At 57.6% G+C, this 17,339-nt stretch carries 15 protein-coding genes and 1 pseudogene; 8 read left to right on the plus strand and 8 right to left on the minus strand.

Annotated elements, in window-relative coordinates:
- Window positions 1-39: 39 nt before the first annotated feature.
- Window positions 40-645 (plus strand): hypothetical protein, encoded by a 606-nt coding sequence (locus HMPREF2692_RS08485; RefSeq protein ID WP_070823369.1) that lies wholly within the window; start codon window positions 40-42, stop codon window positions 643-645.
- Here the strand turns inward: HMPREF2692_RS08485 and HMPREF2692_RS08490 are convergent.
- On the minus strand, window positions 642-2,462 hold the full coding sequence (locus HMPREF2692_RS08490) for a DUF2339 domain-containing protein (protein WP_070823371.1): 1,821 nt from the start codon (window positions 2,460-2,462) through the stop codon (window positions 642-644). The genes HMPREF2692_RS08485 and HMPREF2692_RS08490 overlap by 4 nt on opposite strands.
- Before the next feature lie 55 nt (window positions 2,463-2,517).
- On the opposite strand from HMPREF2692_RS08490, the gene HMPREF2692_RS13175 reads away from it, so the two are divergent.
- Window positions 2,518-2,667, plus strand: coding sequence for a hypothetical protein (locus HMPREF2692_RS13175; RefSeq protein ID WP_168168029.1), 150 nt, complete (start codon window positions 2,518-2,520; stop codon window positions 2,665-2,667).
- An 11-nt stretch (window positions 2,668-2,678) separates the two neighbouring features.
- Here the strand turns inward: HMPREF2692_RS13175 and leuS are convergent, their stop codons facing one another.
- The 4 genes from leuS to HMPREF2692_RS08510 all read right to left on the minus strand — a co-directional run bounded on the left by leuS (window position 2,679) and on the right by HMPREF2692_RS08510 (window position 6,775).
- A complete protein-coding gene (leuS, locus tag HMPREF2692_RS08495; protein WP_070823373.1) occupies window positions 2,679-5,534 on the minus strand; it encodes a leucine--tRNA ligase in 2,856 nt (951 codons plus the stop codon).
- A gap of 174 nt (window positions 5,535-5,708) precedes the next feature.
- Window positions 5,709-6,113: a type II toxin-antitoxin system VapC family toxin gene (locus tag HMPREF2692_RS08500; RefSeq protein WP_070455797.1), complete on the minus strand. Its 405-nt coding sequence runs from the start codon at window positions 6,111-6,113 to the stop codon at window positions 5,709-5,711.
- Entirely contained in the window at window positions 6,110-6,337 is a 228-nt protein-coding gene (locus HMPREF2692_RS08505; protein ID WP_070455796.1) for a FitA-like ribbon-helix-helix domain-containing protein, read from the minus strand. Before HMPREF2692_RS08505 ends, HMPREF2692_RS08500 begins: the two co-directional genes overlap by 4 nt.
- Window positions 6,338-6,394: 57 nt before the next feature.
- Window positions 6,395-6,775, minus strand: a complete 381-nt coding sequence (locus HMPREF2692_RS08510; RefSeq protein ID WP_070455794.1) for a zinc ribbon domain-containing protein YjdM — start codon at window positions 6,773-6,775, stop codon at window positions 6,395-6,397.
- 233 nt (window positions 6,776-7,008) lie between these two features.
- Between HMPREF2692_RS08510 and HMPREF2692_RS08515 the strand changes: the two genes are divergently transcribed.
- Window positions 7,009-8,592 carry an alkaline phosphatase gene (locus tag HMPREF2692_RS08515; RefSeq protein ID WP_083286056.1) on the plus strand — a complete coding sequence of 528 codons (1,584 nt, stop codon included), beginning with the start codon at window positions 7,009-7,011 and terminating at the stop codon, window positions 8,590-8,592.
- Window positions 8,593-8,807: 215 nt separating this feature from the next.
- Window positions 8,808-9,002, plus strand: a pseudogene (locus tag HMPREF2692_RS13560) (hypothetical protein).
- Between the two features lie 736 nt (window positions 9,003-9,738).
- Here HMPREF2692_RS13560 and HMPREF2692_RS08530 read toward each other — a convergent pair.
- The 3 genes from HMPREF2692_RS08530 to HMPREF2692_RS08540 form a co-directional block, all read right to left on the minus strand.
- Window positions 9,739-10,506 (minus strand): phage antirepressor, encoded by a 768-nt coding sequence (locus HMPREF2692_RS08530; RefSeq protein ID WP_070455792.1) that lies wholly within the window; start codon window positions 10,504-10,506, stop codon window positions 9,739-9,741.
- The gene (locus HMPREF2692_RS08535) at window positions 10,442-11,215 is read right to left on the minus strand and encodes a sigma factor-like helix-turn-helix DNA-binding protein (protein WP_210387456.1); all 774 of its coding nucleotides are present in this window, start codon (window positions 11,213-11,215) and stop codon (window positions 10,442-10,444) included. The genes HMPREF2692_RS08530 and HMPREF2692_RS08535 overlap by 65 nt, the downstream gene beginning before the upstream one ends.
- Window positions 11,216-11,568: 353 nt before the next feature.
- Window positions 11,569-11,769: a hypothetical protein gene (locus HMPREF2692_RS08540; protein WP_070455838.1), complete on the minus strand. Its 201-nt coding sequence runs from the start codon at window positions 11,767-11,769 to the stop codon at window positions 11,569-11,571.
- 178 nt (window positions 11,770-11,947) lie between these two features.
- Here HMPREF2692_RS08540 and HMPREF2692_RS08545 point away from each other — a divergent pair, with 178 nt between their 5' ends.
- From HMPREF2692_RS08545 to HMPREF2692_RS08560, 4 genes are read left to right on the plus strand one after another with little or no spacing between them, the layout of a single operon-like run.
- Entirely contained in the window at window positions 11,948-12,805 is an 858-nt protein-coding gene (locus HMPREF2692_RS08545; protein WP_070455791.1) for an NBR1-Ig-like domain-containing protein, read from the plus strand.
- Window positions 12,802-13,032 (plus strand): helix-turn-helix domain-containing protein, encoded by a 231-nt coding sequence (locus HMPREF2692_RS08550; RefSeq protein ID WP_004007641.1) that lies wholly within the window; start codon window positions 12,802-12,804, stop codon window positions 13,030-13,032. The genes HMPREF2692_RS08545 and HMPREF2692_RS08550 overlap by 4 nt, the downstream gene beginning before the upstream one ends.
- A complete protein-coding gene (locus HMPREF2692_RS08555) occupies window positions 13,032-14,669 on the plus strand; it encodes a site-specific DNA-methyltransferase (RefSeq protein WP_070455787.1) in 1,638 nt (545 codons plus the stop codon). Before HMPREF2692_RS08550 ends, HMPREF2692_RS08555 begins: the two co-directional genes overlap by 1 nt.
- Before the next feature lie 12 nt (window positions 14,670-14,681).
- Window positions 14,682-17,324 (plus strand): DEAD/DEAH box helicase, encoded by a 2,643-nt coding sequence (locus tag HMPREF2692_RS08560; RefSeq protein ID WP_070455785.1) that lies wholly within the window; start codon window positions 14,682-14,684, stop codon window positions 17,322-17,324.
- The last annotated feature ends 15 nt before the right edge of the window (window positions 17,325-17,339 follow it).

The following is a 17,339-nucleotide window of genomic DNA, read 5'->3' on the forward strand; positions in this document are numbered from 1 at the left end:
CTAAGAAGGCGGCCTTGTTCGCCGCTAAACTGGCTGACCATGGACATCTTTTTGGAAACCGTCGACGAGCTCCACGAGGTCGCGCGCTCCCATGAGGACCCCGCGTTTGACGAGGTCCTCTATCACCGCGATCCTTCAGGCATCTGCATCACTGCGATGACCTACGAGGATGAGCAGACCGCCGTGGTCACCTTCCGCAGCCCGGCTCAGGAGGGCACCATCTACAGGGCCACGCCTTTCATCGGGGTGGTAGAAACGGCAGGTAAGCGCTTCGCCGCGCTTGTCGACGCCCCCTTTTCCCTCCCCGCCGGCAATCCCGCCGGTGGCGAGGCTTTGCAGGGCACCCTCTCCCCTGCGCTTATCGCGACTCACGTTGAATCCGCAGGTCACCACGCTATCGAGGACTTCGAGGCCCCCGACACGGAACGCTTCTACAGCAATTACAAGCCCAGCATGCTGACCCCTCGGGTGCGGGTGACTGGCGCGGTGCGGGGCGTCCAGGAGCATATTCACGAGCTCACCGAAAATGAATTCTGGGTGGGCCAAGTGGCCGGGTTTGCGGTGGTCTTCGAGGAAGAACCGCCCGCGCACGCGGCAATCGACGCCGTGGCGGTCTGCGCTACTCCTTTCTGGGACGAGGCCTAGGCCTGTTCGCGGCGCGGCTTGTCGACGCCGCGCCGACGCACCGCGATGGTAAGCAAGATAATGCCGCTGAGCAGGAATGCGAGCGCGCGGAAGATACCGCTTGTGGCCGCGAGATCGAAGAAGGTCAGCTTGGCCACCGCCACAATGGCAAGCAGCACGCCGATGGCGGTAAAGCGCTGGTCCGCGGCAAGAAGCAGGCGGGCAGCAAGGACCATCCATGCCACAGAAACCAGAGCGTGCGAAGCCAGGTAGGCAGTCTTGAGGCCCGCGGCTCCCGCCACGATGGCAGCTGCCGAGGCGATTGTGCCTACCGCGGCAAGAAGACTGAGCAGGAGCACAAAGAGTAGCAGTGCGGCTGCGACTCCGCGGCTCTCGTAGTGGGGGATACGCTGGCGCAACAGGTAGCCCGCGATGAGGGCCACGGTGAGGACGATGCTCTCGGCAAGTGGCTCCACGCCAGCGAGGGCAGGCGGATCAAAGAGCACACCGCCGAGAAGCGGGGAGAGCACTATGAGCGAACCCAGGAACCAGGCGGCCAGGACGAAAGCATTGCGCATCGCTTGGAAGACCAGCACGAATGCTGCGAAGAAGAGCCCGCTTAGGACAAACGTCAGGACTACAGCCATGGTCCCTGTGGGGGCTGTGCCGGTCCAGCCCGCCATGGTATCCAGCATGACCAAGGCATAGACCACGGGGATAGCACCAAGTGCGCAATCCTTGATGACGGAGTTGCCAAGCCAGGCGATACCCACGATGACAGCCAGGGCAGCAACGGCCATCCACTCGGCGAGGATGGTGTCCGCGCGAATGAGGGCAGTGACCAGCAGGAAGCCCGGGGCGAGCAGCCCCAAGAACGCAAAGCCAAATTCCGCCTTGGCGGTGGGGAAGTAGACCACTATGGCCACAGCCGCGATGGCGAGCAGGCTGCACACGATGGCGATCCACAACGAGGGCAGACTGAAGGGGGTGCTGCGGACGGCGACTTCCACCATGACCACGGCAAGCCCGACGCCGGCAATAGCGCGCAGCACCTCGGCCATGCGCTCACTGCGGCACAAGACGCTGTAGGCGGCGGTAACCAACGGGATCACGACAACGAGCATGGCACCGCCGACGTGCGCGGGTGCCACTGCGCTGGGGTAGGAGAGTGCGGCGATGCCTGCGCCTGCGGCCATCCACTCTTGCGTGAATGAACCCTGGCGGAAACGGTGGGCATAACCCACGAATCCGCCGTAAATGAGCGCCATGAGCACCGCGCCCAGCCACACCGGCCACCACCCGAGCCACGTGACCACCAGGAACGTCGTGGCCAGCGCCGCAAATAGGGAAGTGGCCACCAAGGCAGTAACACCGGCCGGGGCGGCTTTGTTGCGGAACCACCATCCGGCCCCGAGCAGCGCACCCGCCACGATGTAAGCCAGAACGACGCGGCCCACTGGCCCCAGCAGGCCCGCCTGAATGGCAAGTCCCACAAGGAAGGCCACGCCCGCCAGAGTGATGACGGTGCCACCAATAGCCACCGCACTAATGAGTGTCTTCTCGCGGTCCCGCGGGGCACGCGGCCGCGGTGCCTGCCACGGGTAGGGAGGCGGTGCCGCGTGCGGCTGGGGCTGGGGCTGCGCCGACGGTTGCGCTTGCTGCTGCACTGGAGGTGGCGCAGGGGCCTGCTGGGGTGGGGTGGAAATTGGCTGCACCTCGGGCACGCCGGCCGTCTGACGTTCGAAATCGCGGAGGCGGGCACGGGCGTCGCTAAGTGCTTGCTCGGCAATGTCGAGCCGGCGCAAAGCGTCCCTGAGCAGCTCTTGGTTTGGATTCATGCTTTATGATTTACCGCGAAACCCTCGTGGCTACTAGCGCACGTAGTATTTCGTTATGCCTTTGAAACCTTTCACCGGCTGGGATATCACCGAATGGCGCGAGCATGCCCGGCAGCATGGCCCCGAAGCTGGAGTGGCCTCGGCAAGCAGCACAGATAGGGGAGAGGGCCTGCTCCTTGATGTGGCGCAGGCCATCTGTTTTTGATGATTTAGCGCTTACTTAACCACCAGGTTGACCATGCGGCCAGGGACGTAGATCTTCTTGACCACGTTCTTGCCCTCGGTCAGCTCGACGATGCGGGCGTCGCCAAGCGCGGCGGAAACCACGGTGTCCTCGTCGGCATCGGCAGGCACGTTGACGCGAGCCTTGACCTTGCCGTTGATCTGGACTGGAATCTCAATCTCGTCATCTACCAGGTACTTCTCCTCGAAGGTGGGGAAGGAGGAGTAGGTGATGGTCTCGGTGTGCCCGAAGCGCTTCCATAGCTCCTCGGCGATGTGCGGAGCAATCGGGGAGACCAACTGCGCAATCGGCTTGACCGCAGCACGCGGAGCGCCTTCAGCAGAGTTGCCGTAGGTGCGCGTCAGGTAGTTGACGTACTCAATGAGCTTAGCCACCACAGTGTTCAGACGCAGGTTCTCGTAATCATCACGCACACCGGCGATGGCGCGGTGCAGGGCCTTGAGATCATCCTCGGTGAGCTCGGCGTCGCTAGTAGCAAGCTCGCCGGTCTGCTCATCGACGGCCAAACGCCACAGGCGCTGCAGGAAGCGCTGGGAACCGACGACGTCCTTGGTTGCCCACGGGCGGGAGGTATCCAGCGGACCCATGGACATCTCATAAACGCGCAGGGTATCAGCACCGTAGTCGCGGCAGATGTCATCCGGAGCCACGGCATTCTTCAGGGACTTGCCCATCTTGCCGTACTCCTGGTTGACCTCTTCACCGTTGTAGTAGAACTTGCCGTCCTTTTCCTCCACCTCGGCAGCCGGGACGTAAACGCCACGGGAATCGGTGTAGGCATAGGCCTGGATGTAGCCCTGGTTGAACAGGCGGCGGTACGGCTCCTTGGAGGAAACGTGGCCGAGGTCGAAGAGGACCTTGTGCCAGAAACGGGCGTAGAGCAGGTGCAACACCGCGTGCTCGACGCCGCCAACGTAGAGGTCAACGCCGCCTGGATCGCCAGCGCCGTGCTCCTCAGGACGAGGGCCGGTCCAGTAACGCTCGTTCTCCAAGCTGCAGAATTCTTCCGAATTCTGCGGATCGATGTAGCGCAGCTGGTACCAGGAAGAACCTGCCCACTGCGGCATGACGTTGGTGTCTCGATAGTACGTCTGAGTGCCCTGGCCGAGGTCGAGTTCCACCTCAACCCATTCGCGGGCCTTGGCCAGCGGCGGCTGCGGGGAGGAATCGGAATCGTCTGGGTCGAAGGAGACCGGCTTGTAGTCTTCTACCTCCGGCAGTTCGACCGGCAGCATGGACTCTGGCAGCGGGTGAGCCTGGCCTTCAGCGTCATAGACGATGGGGAAGGGCTCGCCCCAGTAACGCTGGCGTGCAAACAGCCAGTCGCGTAGCTTGTACTGGATCTTTTCGCGGCCGATGCCCTGCTCCTCCAGCCACGGGATGATGGCCGCGATTGCTTCTTGTTTGGACTTGCCGTTCAGGTCGATGGATTCGTTAGCGGAGTTAACGGCCTTGCCGGACTCAGTAAACGCTTCCTTGCTGATGTCACCACCAGAGACAACCTCCGTAATTGGCAGGCCAAATTCGGTGGCGAACTCGTAGTCACGCGTATCGTGCGCCGGCACCGCCATGATGGCGCCGGTGCCGTAGCCGGTCAGAACATAGTCAGCAATAAAGATCGGAACCTGCTTGCCGTTGACCGGGTTAACAGCATAGGTGCCCAAGAAGACGCCGGTCTTTTCCTTGTTCTCTTGGCGCTCCAGGTCAGACTTTGCGGCGATGGACTCACGGTAGGCCTCCACGGCCTCCTTCGGATCATCGTGGCCAAAGGTCCAGCGGCTGTCGACGTCGTCGTCATACGGGACGGGGGAGAGCAGGGCGTCGACAAGCTCGTGCTCTGGAGCCAGCACCACGTACTCAGCGCCGAACAGGGTGTCAGGGCGAGTGGTGAAGACGGTGATCTTGTGGCCCTCAGCGGTGAAGTCCACCTCGGCGCCGCGGGAGCGACCAATCCAATTGCGCTGCATGGACTTGACCTTCTCCGGCCAATCCAGAAGCTCCAGATCGTCCAGCAGACGATCGGAGTAAGCGGTAATGCGCATCATCCACTGGGACAGGTTCTTGCGGAAGACCGGGAAGTTGCCGCGTTCGGACTTACCCTCTGCCGTGACCTCCTCGTTTGCCAGCACGGTACCCAGGCCAGGGCACCAGTTGACGGTGGAGTTGGACAGGTAGACCAGGCGGAACTCGTCCAGGGCTGCGGCCTGTTCGGCTGCAGTCAGATCGGAGTAGTAACGGCCATCCTTGGTCTTGCGCTTGCCTACCTCGAGCTCCTTTACCAGCTCAGCGATTGGGCGCGCCTTCTGCTGCTCCTCGTCGAACCAGGAGTTGTAAATCTGCAGGAAGATCCACTGAGTCCACTTATAAAACTCTGGGTCCGTCGACGCCACGGAGCGGCGCGGATCGTGACCCAAGCCCAGCAGGCCCAGCTGGCGGCGCATGTTCTCGATGTTGGCCATCGTGGTGGTGCGCGGGTGGGTTCCGGTCTGGATGGCGTACTGCTCGGCCGGCAAGCCAAAGGCGTCATAACCCAGGGTGTGCAGGACGTTCTTGCCCAGCATGCGGTTGTAGCGAGCATAGGTATCGGTAGCGATATAGCCCAGCGGGTGGCCCACGTGCAGGCCCGCACCAGATGGGTACGGGAACATGTCCTGGATGTTGAGCTTTTCCTTCGGAAGGGCGCCCTCGCCCTCCGTGGCTAGGTCGCCGACGGGGTTCGGCGCGTTAAACGTGCCATTGTCTTTCCAGTACTGCTGCCAGGTCGACTCGATCTGGGCCGCAAGCTCCGGGGTATAGCGGTGCGCGGTGGAATCACTCGGGTTAGTCATGGCTCCACAGTCTAGCGCCCTAACAAGCTCCGGAGCACGTCAGGGCGGATAAAACTTCAATCTATTCGGCCGCTCCGATGTATCGCGCGGCCTCCACTCCGACCGCGCGCCGTCGGACGCTGTCCGCAGCGCTGTCTTTGCCCGTAATCATTCCGGTAACCTGCGCCACTTTGACTAATCCCATGGGTTAATGAGACGGACTCCAGTATTCTCAAAATCCTTGACATTACGGGTGGCACATACAGCACTATTGGCTCGGCATACTGCTGCTATCTGCGCATCGACAGTAGAAATTGGCTGCCCGGACTGCCTCCGTCTGGAAACTACTTCGGCGTATTCCTGCGCAGCCAGAAAATCAAAGGAAAGGATTGAGTACATACCGAGGACACGATCTAAGACCGTGCGCAACGTGGCCTTCTTCCTTCCCTCTGGCAAGATAGCCACGCCAGCATAAAGCTCCGAAACAGTCATGGCAGTGACAAATGTACGGGCCTCGATGCTTTTCATCCAACTCAACACTTTGTCATCCGGAAGCGGTTTAAGCACCTCAGATACGACATTTGTGTCCAGTACGATCATTTAAAAAGCACCGCCCGCGCTTCATCATCACGTGGTGGAGTTTCCAATTCAACCGCGGCATCTCTGCTTGCTTCATAAAGAGCAATCCCAATGTTCTTCGGTTGCACAACGTCAATAAGAATGGCGCGCACCTCCGCTTCCATTGAGCGGCCATTGTCCCGCGCACGAGCCACGAGCGCTTCTTTTATCGCGTCGTCAAGGTTTCTTACTACCAATGAGGCCATCGCACTGCCCACCTTCCCGTTGATATCAGTAACGATATCACTTTCGGGCAAACCCCTCTAGACCTTCTTGACCACCGCCGGTTTCAACGTCATGGCGCCGAAGCCATCAATCTTGCAGTCGATGTTGTGGTCTTCCTGGCCCGTTCCAGCATCAAAGTTCAGGCGAATGCCACGGACCTTGGTGCCGGACTTTAACGGCTGCTGCGCACCCTTGACCTTGAGGGTCTTGGTGACGGTGACTGTGTCGCCGTCGGCAAGCGCGTTGCCCACAGAATCAACGATTACCTGGGGCTCAGCGGAGTCGGTGTCCGCACCAGCGGCGGTGGCTTCGAACTCGTGCGCGCACTCCGGGCAGACGATGAGCGGCGGCATCTCGTAGGTGTATTCGGAGGAACATTCAGGGCATGGCGGCAACGTCGCAGCTGCATTTTCAGTCATGAGAGGGATTCTAACCTGTGCTCGTGCCTACGGCTGAACGCCGTAGTGGGTAATTGACGTTCAAAAGAGTTCCCCTCAAAGTTCGATTCTTATTAACCCGTGCGTGGTCCCGCTGTTACTCCGCCTGCCTAGATCTATGCGCGGTTGATTCCACTCTCACTTTTGGAACTTGCCTCTTTCTATTCCTATCTCTCTTTAAAGTCCCTAAGACCTTAAACATAGAAAGCTCTCTCATGCGCAACTTCTCTCGCGCCCTGCGCGTTAGCGTGGCCGCAGTAGCCACTACCGCCCTGACCACTGGCCTTGTCGCCCCGGCACACGCCGCTGCTTCTGGCCCGAAAAATGTCATCTACATGATTGGTGACGGTATGGGCTACGGCCACATCGCCTCCAACAATCTCTACGAGTCCGGCCAGTCTAAGTACCTGGTTGAAGGCGCATTCGGTGCTGACACCGCCAAGGAGCTCGAGGGCGAGTCTGTCCAGGCATTCGAGGACTTTAACCGTCTGTCCATGACCACCTTCCCGCACGGCGGCTCCTACGACCCAGCCAAGGCATGGTCTGACCACGAGTACATCAAGCAAGGCCCTACCGACTCTGCTGCGGCCGGCACCGCAATGGCCACCGGCTCCAAGGTTGATAATGGCACCCTGGGCGTCTCTTCCTACGGCCACGAGATGGAAAACCTCTCCGAGCGCGCCATCCGCGAGGGCAAGTCCGCAGGCGTCGTCACCTCCGTACCGTTTGACCACGCCACCCCAGCCGCGTTCGCGGCGCACAACAAGAACCGCAACAACTACCTGGAGATCGGCGATTCCATGATCAACTCCGATCTCTCCGTCATCATGGGCGCGGGCCACCCTGAGTACAACGACGACGCTCAGAAGGTTGCTGCCGGTTCCGAGGACTACTCCTACATCTCCAAGGAGAACCTCGCTGCGCTTCGCGACGGCTCGAAGGGCTGGGAGTTCACCGATAACACCGCCGGCTTTGAGTCCCTGGCTGCTGGCAACGTAGAAGAGGGTAAGAAGTACTTCGGCCTGGCACCAGTTGCTACCACCCTGCAGCAGAACCGCTCCGGCGATGCCAAGGCGAAGGAGCCAGGCACCGACCCGAAGAACGACATCGTCGACCTGCCGACCATGACCAACGGCGCACTCAACGCCCTGGGCCAGGACGAGGACGGCTTCTCCCTCATGATTGAAGGCGGCGCCATCGACTGGTCCGGCCACGCAAACCAGACCGGCCGCGACATCGAAGAGGTCCAGGACTTCAACGCGGCTGTCGACGCCGCCATCGACTGGGTTGAGAAGAACTCCTCTTGGGAGGAAACCCTGCTGATTGTCACCGCTGACCACGAGACTGGTTACCTCTCCGGCGCGGATGAGACCGACGCTTGGAAGCCACAGACCGGCACCAAGGGCACCGCTCCGACCCACGAGTGGTACTCCACCAACCACACCAACCAGGTAGTACCGTTCTTCTTCATGGGCGCCGGCTCCGAAGATATCCAGGCTAAGGTTTCTGGCACCGACCCAGTCCGCGGCGAGTACATCGACAACACCACCGTGGCCAAGCTGGCCCTGGACGAGTGGTGGTTCAACACCGCTGAAGACGACACCGACAACCCCGGCGATACCGACAACAAGCCATCTAACGGCGGTTCCTCCAACGGCTCCTCTTCTGCAGGCGCTGGCCTGGCTGGCGCCGGCGTGATGGCCCTCATCTTCGGCATCATCACCGCTGCGGCTCAGGCCCTTGGCCTGGTCAAGTTCGACTTCAAGGCTCTGCAAGACCTCATCAAGCAGTTCGCCTAATGCGCTAGCCGACGCCCCGCCACTAGGCCGCGGGCAAGCACCAGCCCTCGTCTCCCCACAGACGGAAACACCGTCACTTTCTAGGGGATGACGAGGGCTTTCGCCGTTTTCACCGCTAAAAGGACGCAGTCAGAAGACAGGACGGAAGGATAAGTCTTATCCGAAGGGCAAAGCCGCTCTGGTCGGTAGGTGAAGTGCCCTAGGTTTTGTTCCGTTTGAGTAGATGGGAAAATCTTCGAGCATGCCGAAGAAGTTTGATCAGGAGGTGAAGGACCGAGTCGTCCACTTGGTAGAAGATCCAATTCTGGCGGAGAATATTTCGATGCAGGAAGCAGGCAAGAACGTGGCACCCATAGCTGGGTGTTTCGTGGCGCACAGCGAAGCAATGGACGCAAGCCCGCTCGACGTGAGGGACGCGTTACTAAACGGTTGCCTGAGGACCTTGTGGCAGAGGTCGCCAAACTGCGTCGAGAAAATCACCAGCTACGCGACACCAACGGGTTGTTGAAGGCTGCTTCGGCTTTTCGCATCCGAACTCGACTGAGAAACGTCGGAAATGATCCTGTTCATGAATCAGTATCGGAATTGCTTCTGCGTCGAGTTCATCTGCCAGACGTTAAACATCCACCGTGAAGGCGGCTTTTTACTTCGCGTGGGTACCGCCAGTCTAAAACCCGGGGCTTAAGCGCCCACAGTCTTGGCGACGCTGTTTTCGTGGAGCATAGTCGCAACGTTCATTTCCGAAAATTACGGCGTCTACGGCGTGCGGAAGATGTAGCGCGTGCTAGTCCGTTAGGGCATTGACATTGGTCGCGAGCACACAGCGCTTCGCATCTAGCGAGCAACACTCTGTTGAAAACATCGCCAACTCACGCTGATCAGAATCGACGTCATCCATGAACTGCGGAAATAACAGATGCGGGGCGAATGGGATCTTGCCCGAGCTCACTGCAAATCCGCAGAACTGGCGGACCAGCTCAACGTTCGCCTCGGTGTCGCCCGAGTAGGGCGAGCAGATATAAATCAAGGGCCGGTAGCCGAATTGTTCACGCCGAAGCTTCTTGAGCGCGTGTTAGCTCGTCAGGTCCAGATAGCCTTCAGAGTTCTTCTTCGAAAACCCACTATCAAGAGTCGCGACGGTCATGCTTACACCTGACCCTCACGCTCAATCACTGGCAGAATGCCGAGCTGGTTCTTGAGAACCTCGTAAATGAACAGTCGGCCCTGCTGGGTCCAGTACATGTGGGTGCGGGTCCGTCCTTCGCCGTATTCGTGGGTCTTGGACTGGGTGAATCCTTGCTCGGCGTACTTGGCGTAGAGGAACCAGCGGCCAGACTGATGGAACTGCACGTGAGCATCACGCAGGATCCGGTTGAGCTTCTTCGCACTCAGCCCGTAGTCCTTCGCAATCGCCGTCGTCGTTAACAACGAATCGGACTGCAACACAACGTCGTAGTACGAGACTTTCGGTGCCGCTTCAAGCAAAGCTTGCTCTGCTGCCAATCGCTTGGCCCGCTCGGCACGAAGCGTGGCGATGGCATGCTCAAGGAACTCATCGTCAGCAAGGAGTTCGTCGTATGCATACATGCCGTGGCGGAGAATCGTCGGCAACACCTCATCGAACACCCAAGCCTCAAACTTCTGCGCTGCCGGGAGCTTCGAGAAGATGATCAGGCGGTAGAGGTCACCTTCGGTGATGAAGGTGGCTTCTTGTTCGCATCCCATGGCGTCGACGATGGGGTAACGTTTTAGACCCCCATCGGCGTGAGCATGATCGCGTACTGCCTTGCAGGGATTGGCATACCCGAGCGCGGCGGCGATATCCTTCCCACAAAACAGGATCTGACCATCATTGGTGATGACGCGAATGGTGCCGAACACGTCGTTGGTAAATGTTTGAATCTGGTTTCCCATGGCGGGGTTCCTTTCCGAGACCCCGTCGAGAGAAAGTCGTGCCGGGCGGCACAAGGGTTAAGGGCCTCACCCCACTGCCGACACCACCGAAAGTGTTAAATCGGGTATCCTCAACCGCCTGTCGGATCAGCGGTTTCACCTCTGCCACCAGCTGCGATACCCGAGCACGGGTCAACCCCATATCGCGCGCCACTTGCGCCTGATTGAGCTTGCTGGTTGCGAGAAGGCGCGTCATCACCTCACGATGCTGAGGATCCAAACCAGCGATGACGTCACGCATAACCTCGAGCTCACGGGCACGCTCGACGGTGTCTTCACGTTCAATAACCTGATCCTCGGCGCTGATACCCGGTGAAGCTGGATCAAGATCGATGTCGAGCATCTGCTCATACGAAAACGGCTTGTTATTCGGGATGCGGCATCCACGTCGAGGACCGCACCCAGCCCCGCACGTGCATTTCTTCTTACCCTTGCCGCGATCGGCGCGAACCGCCTGATGCGTGGCAGCTTCCTCGGCGTTCCACAACTCGTCCAGGATTTTCTGTGCGGTGCGGGGCTTAACCTGATCAAGCGGAACACCAGTAGCTGCAGCACGTTGCTGCCGGTCGGTAACGATCATGAGAGCGAACTCGCTAGGGTCAATGTCGAAAGTGTCAGTGATGGACTCGTTCTTGTTGTTATCTGCTTCGTGCTTGAAGGTGACCTTCATCGAAGGATCTCCATTTCTCCGGGAATCCCGGTGATTTGGAGACCTGATCTGTTTGGCTCAGATCACTGGTGAGAACTGCTAGGAAGACGACAAAGGCGAGCCACCCCACCCGTCCCTCAACAAAGAGGGGTTGGGTGAGGTGACCCGCCGAGCGCTTCCAGAGCAGGTCTCACTAGTGAATCTTTTGTCGAACCCCACGGCCTGCACCCGCCATAGGGCTTCGCTCATCCGCCAGATGAGCTCCCGAACAATCACGCTCAGGCTTCGGAGAACGTCAGTGCCGGTGGCCACCAGCACTACCGCCTCCACTGCTTGGCTCGAGAAGTACTCACACCAGGCAGGAGTGGTTGCGGCTACTTGCCGCGCTTAGATGGCCTGGCCTGCGCTAATGCCGACGCGGCAACAGACTTGGTCCGTTCCGATGAACGACCATCGGTCAGAATCTTCGACGCTTTGGACGCCACCTTCGCCGACGTCTGCTTACGGTTCTTACCCATGTGCTTCACCTCCTTCGCCACGATCAGGGCACCCACCACCAGTTGGTGCGTGTTCATGAGCGTTCGCGCGAGTCGGCGTGCGATAATGAGATGACAGTTGTTCGTCTCGTCGGCTCGTGTTTTGCTCACATACTCATCAAACGCTGTGGTTTTGGGACTTCAGATCGTTGAGGGAAGCAAAAACTGGGACTTCTGGGACTAGTTTTGGGACTCGGCATAGAGGAGCGTGACGCATATGGGTTTGCCCGAGTTTTGTCGCGCTGTTTACAAGCGGAAGAGTCCCATCACTAACCAGGCAAAATTCGTCCAAGCCGTATTCCAACACGCTGGCAGTGCAGAGCGGTTAGACGACGAGTACGCACGCAAGATCTTTACCGGGGCAAAACCGATCTCCGAACCGCAATACGAGTCATTTCCTACACAGGTGAGCAAGAAATCGTTGCATGATTTCCTTCTTGCCCACCTGAGGCCCCTCCCAAGCACGAAGCGCACGTTGGATGATCGTTGCCAAGAAGTCGGCAAAGATGCCGGACTGCCCTCAACCCTCACTATCGAACCAGAAGCATTCATTTGGGCACTCACAGATTGGTTCGACGCGATCATCCATGACCCAGACCATTGCGATGTCCTTGAACACTGCTACCAACTTCGCCTTGAAGACCAGGAACCAGAAGAAATAAACCCCGCGCCGCAGCCGCTCTATCAAGGAGATCGCGTCGACGTGACGCAACCGCCCGCACTGCAAAAACACAAGCCAGGATTTTGGGTCGAGTTCACTCACACATGGACACTGCGCAACGTTGGCAGCATCGACTGGACCAGTCGGACACTCATCTGTACGAATCCAACAGACCCGCGACTACGACCCGTCGGCACCACACAGATCGCCATTCCTGACAGCCCACCGGCGACAGCGAAGTTCATCAAGATTTCTTGCACGTTTCGGGCGCAAGGCTATGAAGGTGCTGCCTCAAGCCACTGGGAAATGCGCAACCAGGAAGGCGAGAACTGCTTCCCTCAAGCGACTACAACATTCAATGTCAATGCCACAGTTATTAACCCGGATCTTCACGCGATAAGGCAGGAACGATGAGCGAAGCTGAATTAGAAAACTGGGTCACCATGAAAGAAGCGCAAGCCCACCTCGGGGTGCGCCGGGAAACCATCACGAAATGGATAACAACCCATAATCTCCCTGCCTATAAAGTCGGCAGGGTCTGGAAGTTCAAACTCTCAGAAATCGACGAATGGGTCCGCACCGGTCAAGCCGCAGAAGAACCACATCCCAACAACCCTCACGAGCCTAAGGAGGAACGCTAATGCCAGAACTGAACTGGGTCGGCAAAGACAAGGTGATCACCCACCACCTCGACGTTCCCTACCGCGTCCTCGACCGCCAATACTCATATGACGAGCACGGCCAACACGATGGGGACAACGGCTCACAGAACATGATTATTCATGGTGACAACCTCGAAGCCCTCAAAGCTCTACTACCAAAGTACGAAGGCAAGGTTGACTGCATTTATATCGATCCTCCCTATAACACAGGCAACGAAGGCTGGATCTACAACGACGCCGTCAACGACCCACGAATCAAGAAATGGCTTGGCGAAGTCGTCGGCAAAGAAGGCGAAGACCTCTCCCGCCATGACAAATGGCTATGCATGATGTACCCACGGCTAAGACTTCTCCATCGCCTGCTAGCCAGAAACGGATTGATTGCTGTCTCGATAAGTGACACAGAGCTGTCCAACCTAGGCTGCATCATGGACGAAATCTTTGGCCCTGCAAACCGACTTGCTTGTGCGCCAGTGCGCTCTGAACCAAGTGGAGGGAAAGATAAAACGGCCCTGCGAACAGGGCACGAATACATTTTGTTCTACACCAAGGGTGACCAATCAAGTCTTGTCAAAGAAGAGAAGACAACTGGGAAGCTTGACCTCAAGGACAGCAAGGGCCCGTATCGAAAAGGGCGTGAGTTACGAAAATGGGGTGCAACTTCCGACCGATCAGATCGACCGACGTTGTGGTTCCCCATTACTGCACCCAATGGTGGAGAAGTATTCCCAATCAAGAATGACGGGTCTGACGGCTACTGGCGTTGGAGTCCTGCTCACGCAGGTATGTCAGAGTTATTGGACAATCCTGAGGCTGCTCACTGGGAGAAAACATCATACGACCCAGGGGTTGTTGTAAATGGAGAAACTGAGCGCTGGGTTCCATACGAGAAAATTCGTGACGTAAAAAAATCATTCGGATGGAATACGTGGCTCGATGGCTATGGAACTAACGCCGACGCGACTGCAGTAATCAAGGCAATCTTTGGAAACAAGAAATTCGACACCCCTAAACCACTATCACTAATCGAATGGATTATCGCCCTGCATGGCAATACAGACGGCATCGTCTTAGACTCATTCGCAGGCTCAGGAACGACCGCACACGCCGTGCTCAATTCAAATATGTACGACGACGCAGACAGAAAATTCATCCTCGTAGAGCTCAGCGACTACGCAGAATCAATCACGGCAGAGCGGGCCAAACGAGTGATCGACGGATACCGCACCGATAAGGATGAAGTTCCCGGAACAGGAGGGTCATTCTCTTTCTACGAGTTAGGCGCGCCGCTTCTTGTTGATGGTGATTTGAATCCCGATGTTCCACTTAAGCAGGTTCGTGAGTATGTGTGGTTCACCGAGACGGGGCAGCCGTTCTCGAATCCGCCCAGTGCCCATCCGTATTTCTTAGGACGATATGAGGATGCGGCGTTCTTTTTCGTGTTCGAGCCGGATCGTGTGACGAGTTTGGATCGTGGCTATCTGGCTTCGATTCCTCCTGAGTGTGCGGCTAGTTCGTATGTTATTTATGCCGATACCTGTTTGTTGTCGGATGAGGAGCTGTGCTCGCTGAATATCGCGTTTAAGAAGATCCCTCGGGATATCACCCGTCTCTAAGGAGTATTGGACATGGAGTTGAAGAAGTATCAAAACCGGGTGGTTGCCGATCTGGAGGATTTCCTGATGCAGGTCAACGAGCAGCCCACGCTGAGTGATGCTTTTAAGGTGTTTTGGGAGTCTCACCAGATCGAGGTTGGCACCCCGCAGATGCTGGGCTACCAGAACGTGATCGATCGCGTCCCCCACGTGTGTTACAAGGTTCCAACTGGCGGTGGGAAGACGTTCTTGGCTTGTGCGTCGGTGAAGCCGATTTTCGAGGCGCTGCCGCCGACGCGGAAGAAGGCCGTGGTGTGGCTGGTGCCGTCAGATTCGATTTTGACGCAGACGTTGGCTACGTTGAAGGATCCCTTACACCCGTATCGACAAAAGCTGAATACTGATTTCGGTGGCCGAGTTGAGGTGTATTCGAAGGAAGAACTGCTGGCTGGTCAGAATTTCAGCCCATCGACGGTGGCTGAGCAGTTGTCAGTGATGGTGCTCTCGTATGACTCGTTCCGCTCACGGACAAAGGATGGGCGTAAGGCATACCAAGCGAACGGGAATCTGGCACCATTCGCGACTGCGTTTGGTGCCCCGGAGCAGCCGATCGAGAACGCGGATGAGACTGCACTGTTTCAGGTGATTAACCAGTTGAATCCGGTTGTGATCGTGGATGAGTCGCATCACGCGACGAGCACGTTGAGCCAGGAGATGCTCACCAATTTCAATCCAGCATTCATTCTTGATCTGACCGCAACCCCGAAACGACAAGCGAATGTGATCTCGTATGTGGATGCGCTCTCACTCAAAAACGAGAACATGGTCAAACTTCCAGTCATCGCATATAACCGGGCGTCACAAAAGGATGTTGTCACTGACGCGATCGACCTTCGCCGTTCACTAGAAATCGCCGCAACACAACAGCACGAGAATGGCGGCTCCTATATTCGACCGATCGTGTTGTTTCAAGCTCAGCCGAAGACCAGCGAGGACGCTACCTCGTTTGAGCGGCTGCGCGACAAGCTCGTCAAAGCTGGTATTCCTGCAGAACAGATCGCGATCAAGACCGCCGACGTGAACGAGCTCAAGGGCGTTGACCTGCTGAGCAAGGAGTGCCCAATCAGGTTCATCATCACCGTGAACGCGTTAAAGGAAGGTTGGGATTGTCCCTTCGCCTATATTTTGGCGTCGTTGGCAAACAAGACCAGCCAGGTCGATGTTGAACAGATTCTTGGCCGTGTTCTGCGCCAACCCCACGCTAAGCAGCAACCGAACATGCTGTTGAACATGAGTTACGTGTTGACCTCCTCGAACGATTTCGGGGCCACGCTCAATCAGATCGTTGCGGGTCTCAACAGTGCAGGATTCTCCAAGCGCGACTTCCGCGCAGCCGACCAAATAGCTTTCGACTTCACCAACACGAGCCAGTCAACCCAACCTGCCCCGACGCCTGCCGACCCGGAGCAGAGTGTGGATGTAGAAGAGTTTTTGGAGTTTGACGAAGAAGCGGTTGCAGCTGATCTGGATGCGCGAGACGAGTCCATTAGTTCACAGGATCCTTCGCCGGATCCGACGGTTGCTTCGATGATCGAGCAGGCGGTTCAGCAGGGTGTGGACTATGAGCAGGAGGCCGAAAAAGCCGCACAGATGGGTGAGGGTTACGTTCCCTCGGATTTGAAGGATGCTGTGGACACGAGCTTCGTGAACCCCGAATTTGCTGACGAGATCGAAACCCTTCGCCTTCCCCAATTCGTCATCCAAGAACCCGGATCAGCATTGTTCCCTACTGCTCATGAGGGATACAACGAGCTCAAGCACGAGGCACTAGCCGGTGACTTTGACTTAAAGACGAAAGACATCGACATTGACCTGTCAACGGCAGACGAGCAGATGTACAAGATCGACGTGCGAAAAGACTCCGAGGTTCCTAAAGCCTTCCGGATGTCGAGTACCGATCAGAAATTCATGCGCGAACACTTCTCGAAACTGAGCGTCGAAGGACAAAAACGCAACACGGCAATCGCCATCTACGATCGGATCAAACCGATCAATTCGATCACTGACTCTGATTTGCGCGCATACATTGTGCGGATGGTTGAAGCGTTCGGCACCGAGCAGCTGCTGACCTATCAAGAGCACCCGCATGCGGTAGCAAGCAAGGTCAAGCAAAAAATCGATGGTCTTTTGGAAGCGCATAAGGTCAAGAGGTTCTATGAGGACATCGAAACTCGGCGCGTTGACGTTCAAGCGCTATACCCGTTTCCGAAAGCGATCCAGCCCATTCATGCCAGCTCCCTGATTGGCGGGTCGCTGTATGAGGCCGAAGACAAGATGAACGGCTTTGAGCTCGAACTCGCTGGTCGTTTCTCCGGAATGGACAACGTTCGCTGGTGGCACCGCGTCATTGAACGCAAGGGTTTTTGCCTCAATGGTCCGTTCAATCACTACCCAGATTTCGTCATGATGACCACCAGCGGCACCATCGTGGTTGTCGAGTCCAAGGGCGAGCATTTGAAGAACGACGATTCTAACCGCAAGATCAGGCTCGGACGGGCGTGGGCGAACATGTCTGGCAATGGCTATCGCTACTACATGGTCTTCGAGGACGGAGTCACTCCTCCTGACGGGGCGGTTACTTTGTCGGAGCTCGTGCGTATCCTCGAAAAGCTCTAGGCGGGAAGGACACCT

The organism is Corynebacterium sp. HMSC036D03 (genome assembly GCF_001836185.1).
In the GTDB taxonomy this organism is placed as follows: Bacteria; Actinomycetota; Actinomycetes; order Mycobacteriales; family Mycobacteriaceae; genus Corynebacterium; species Corynebacterium simulans.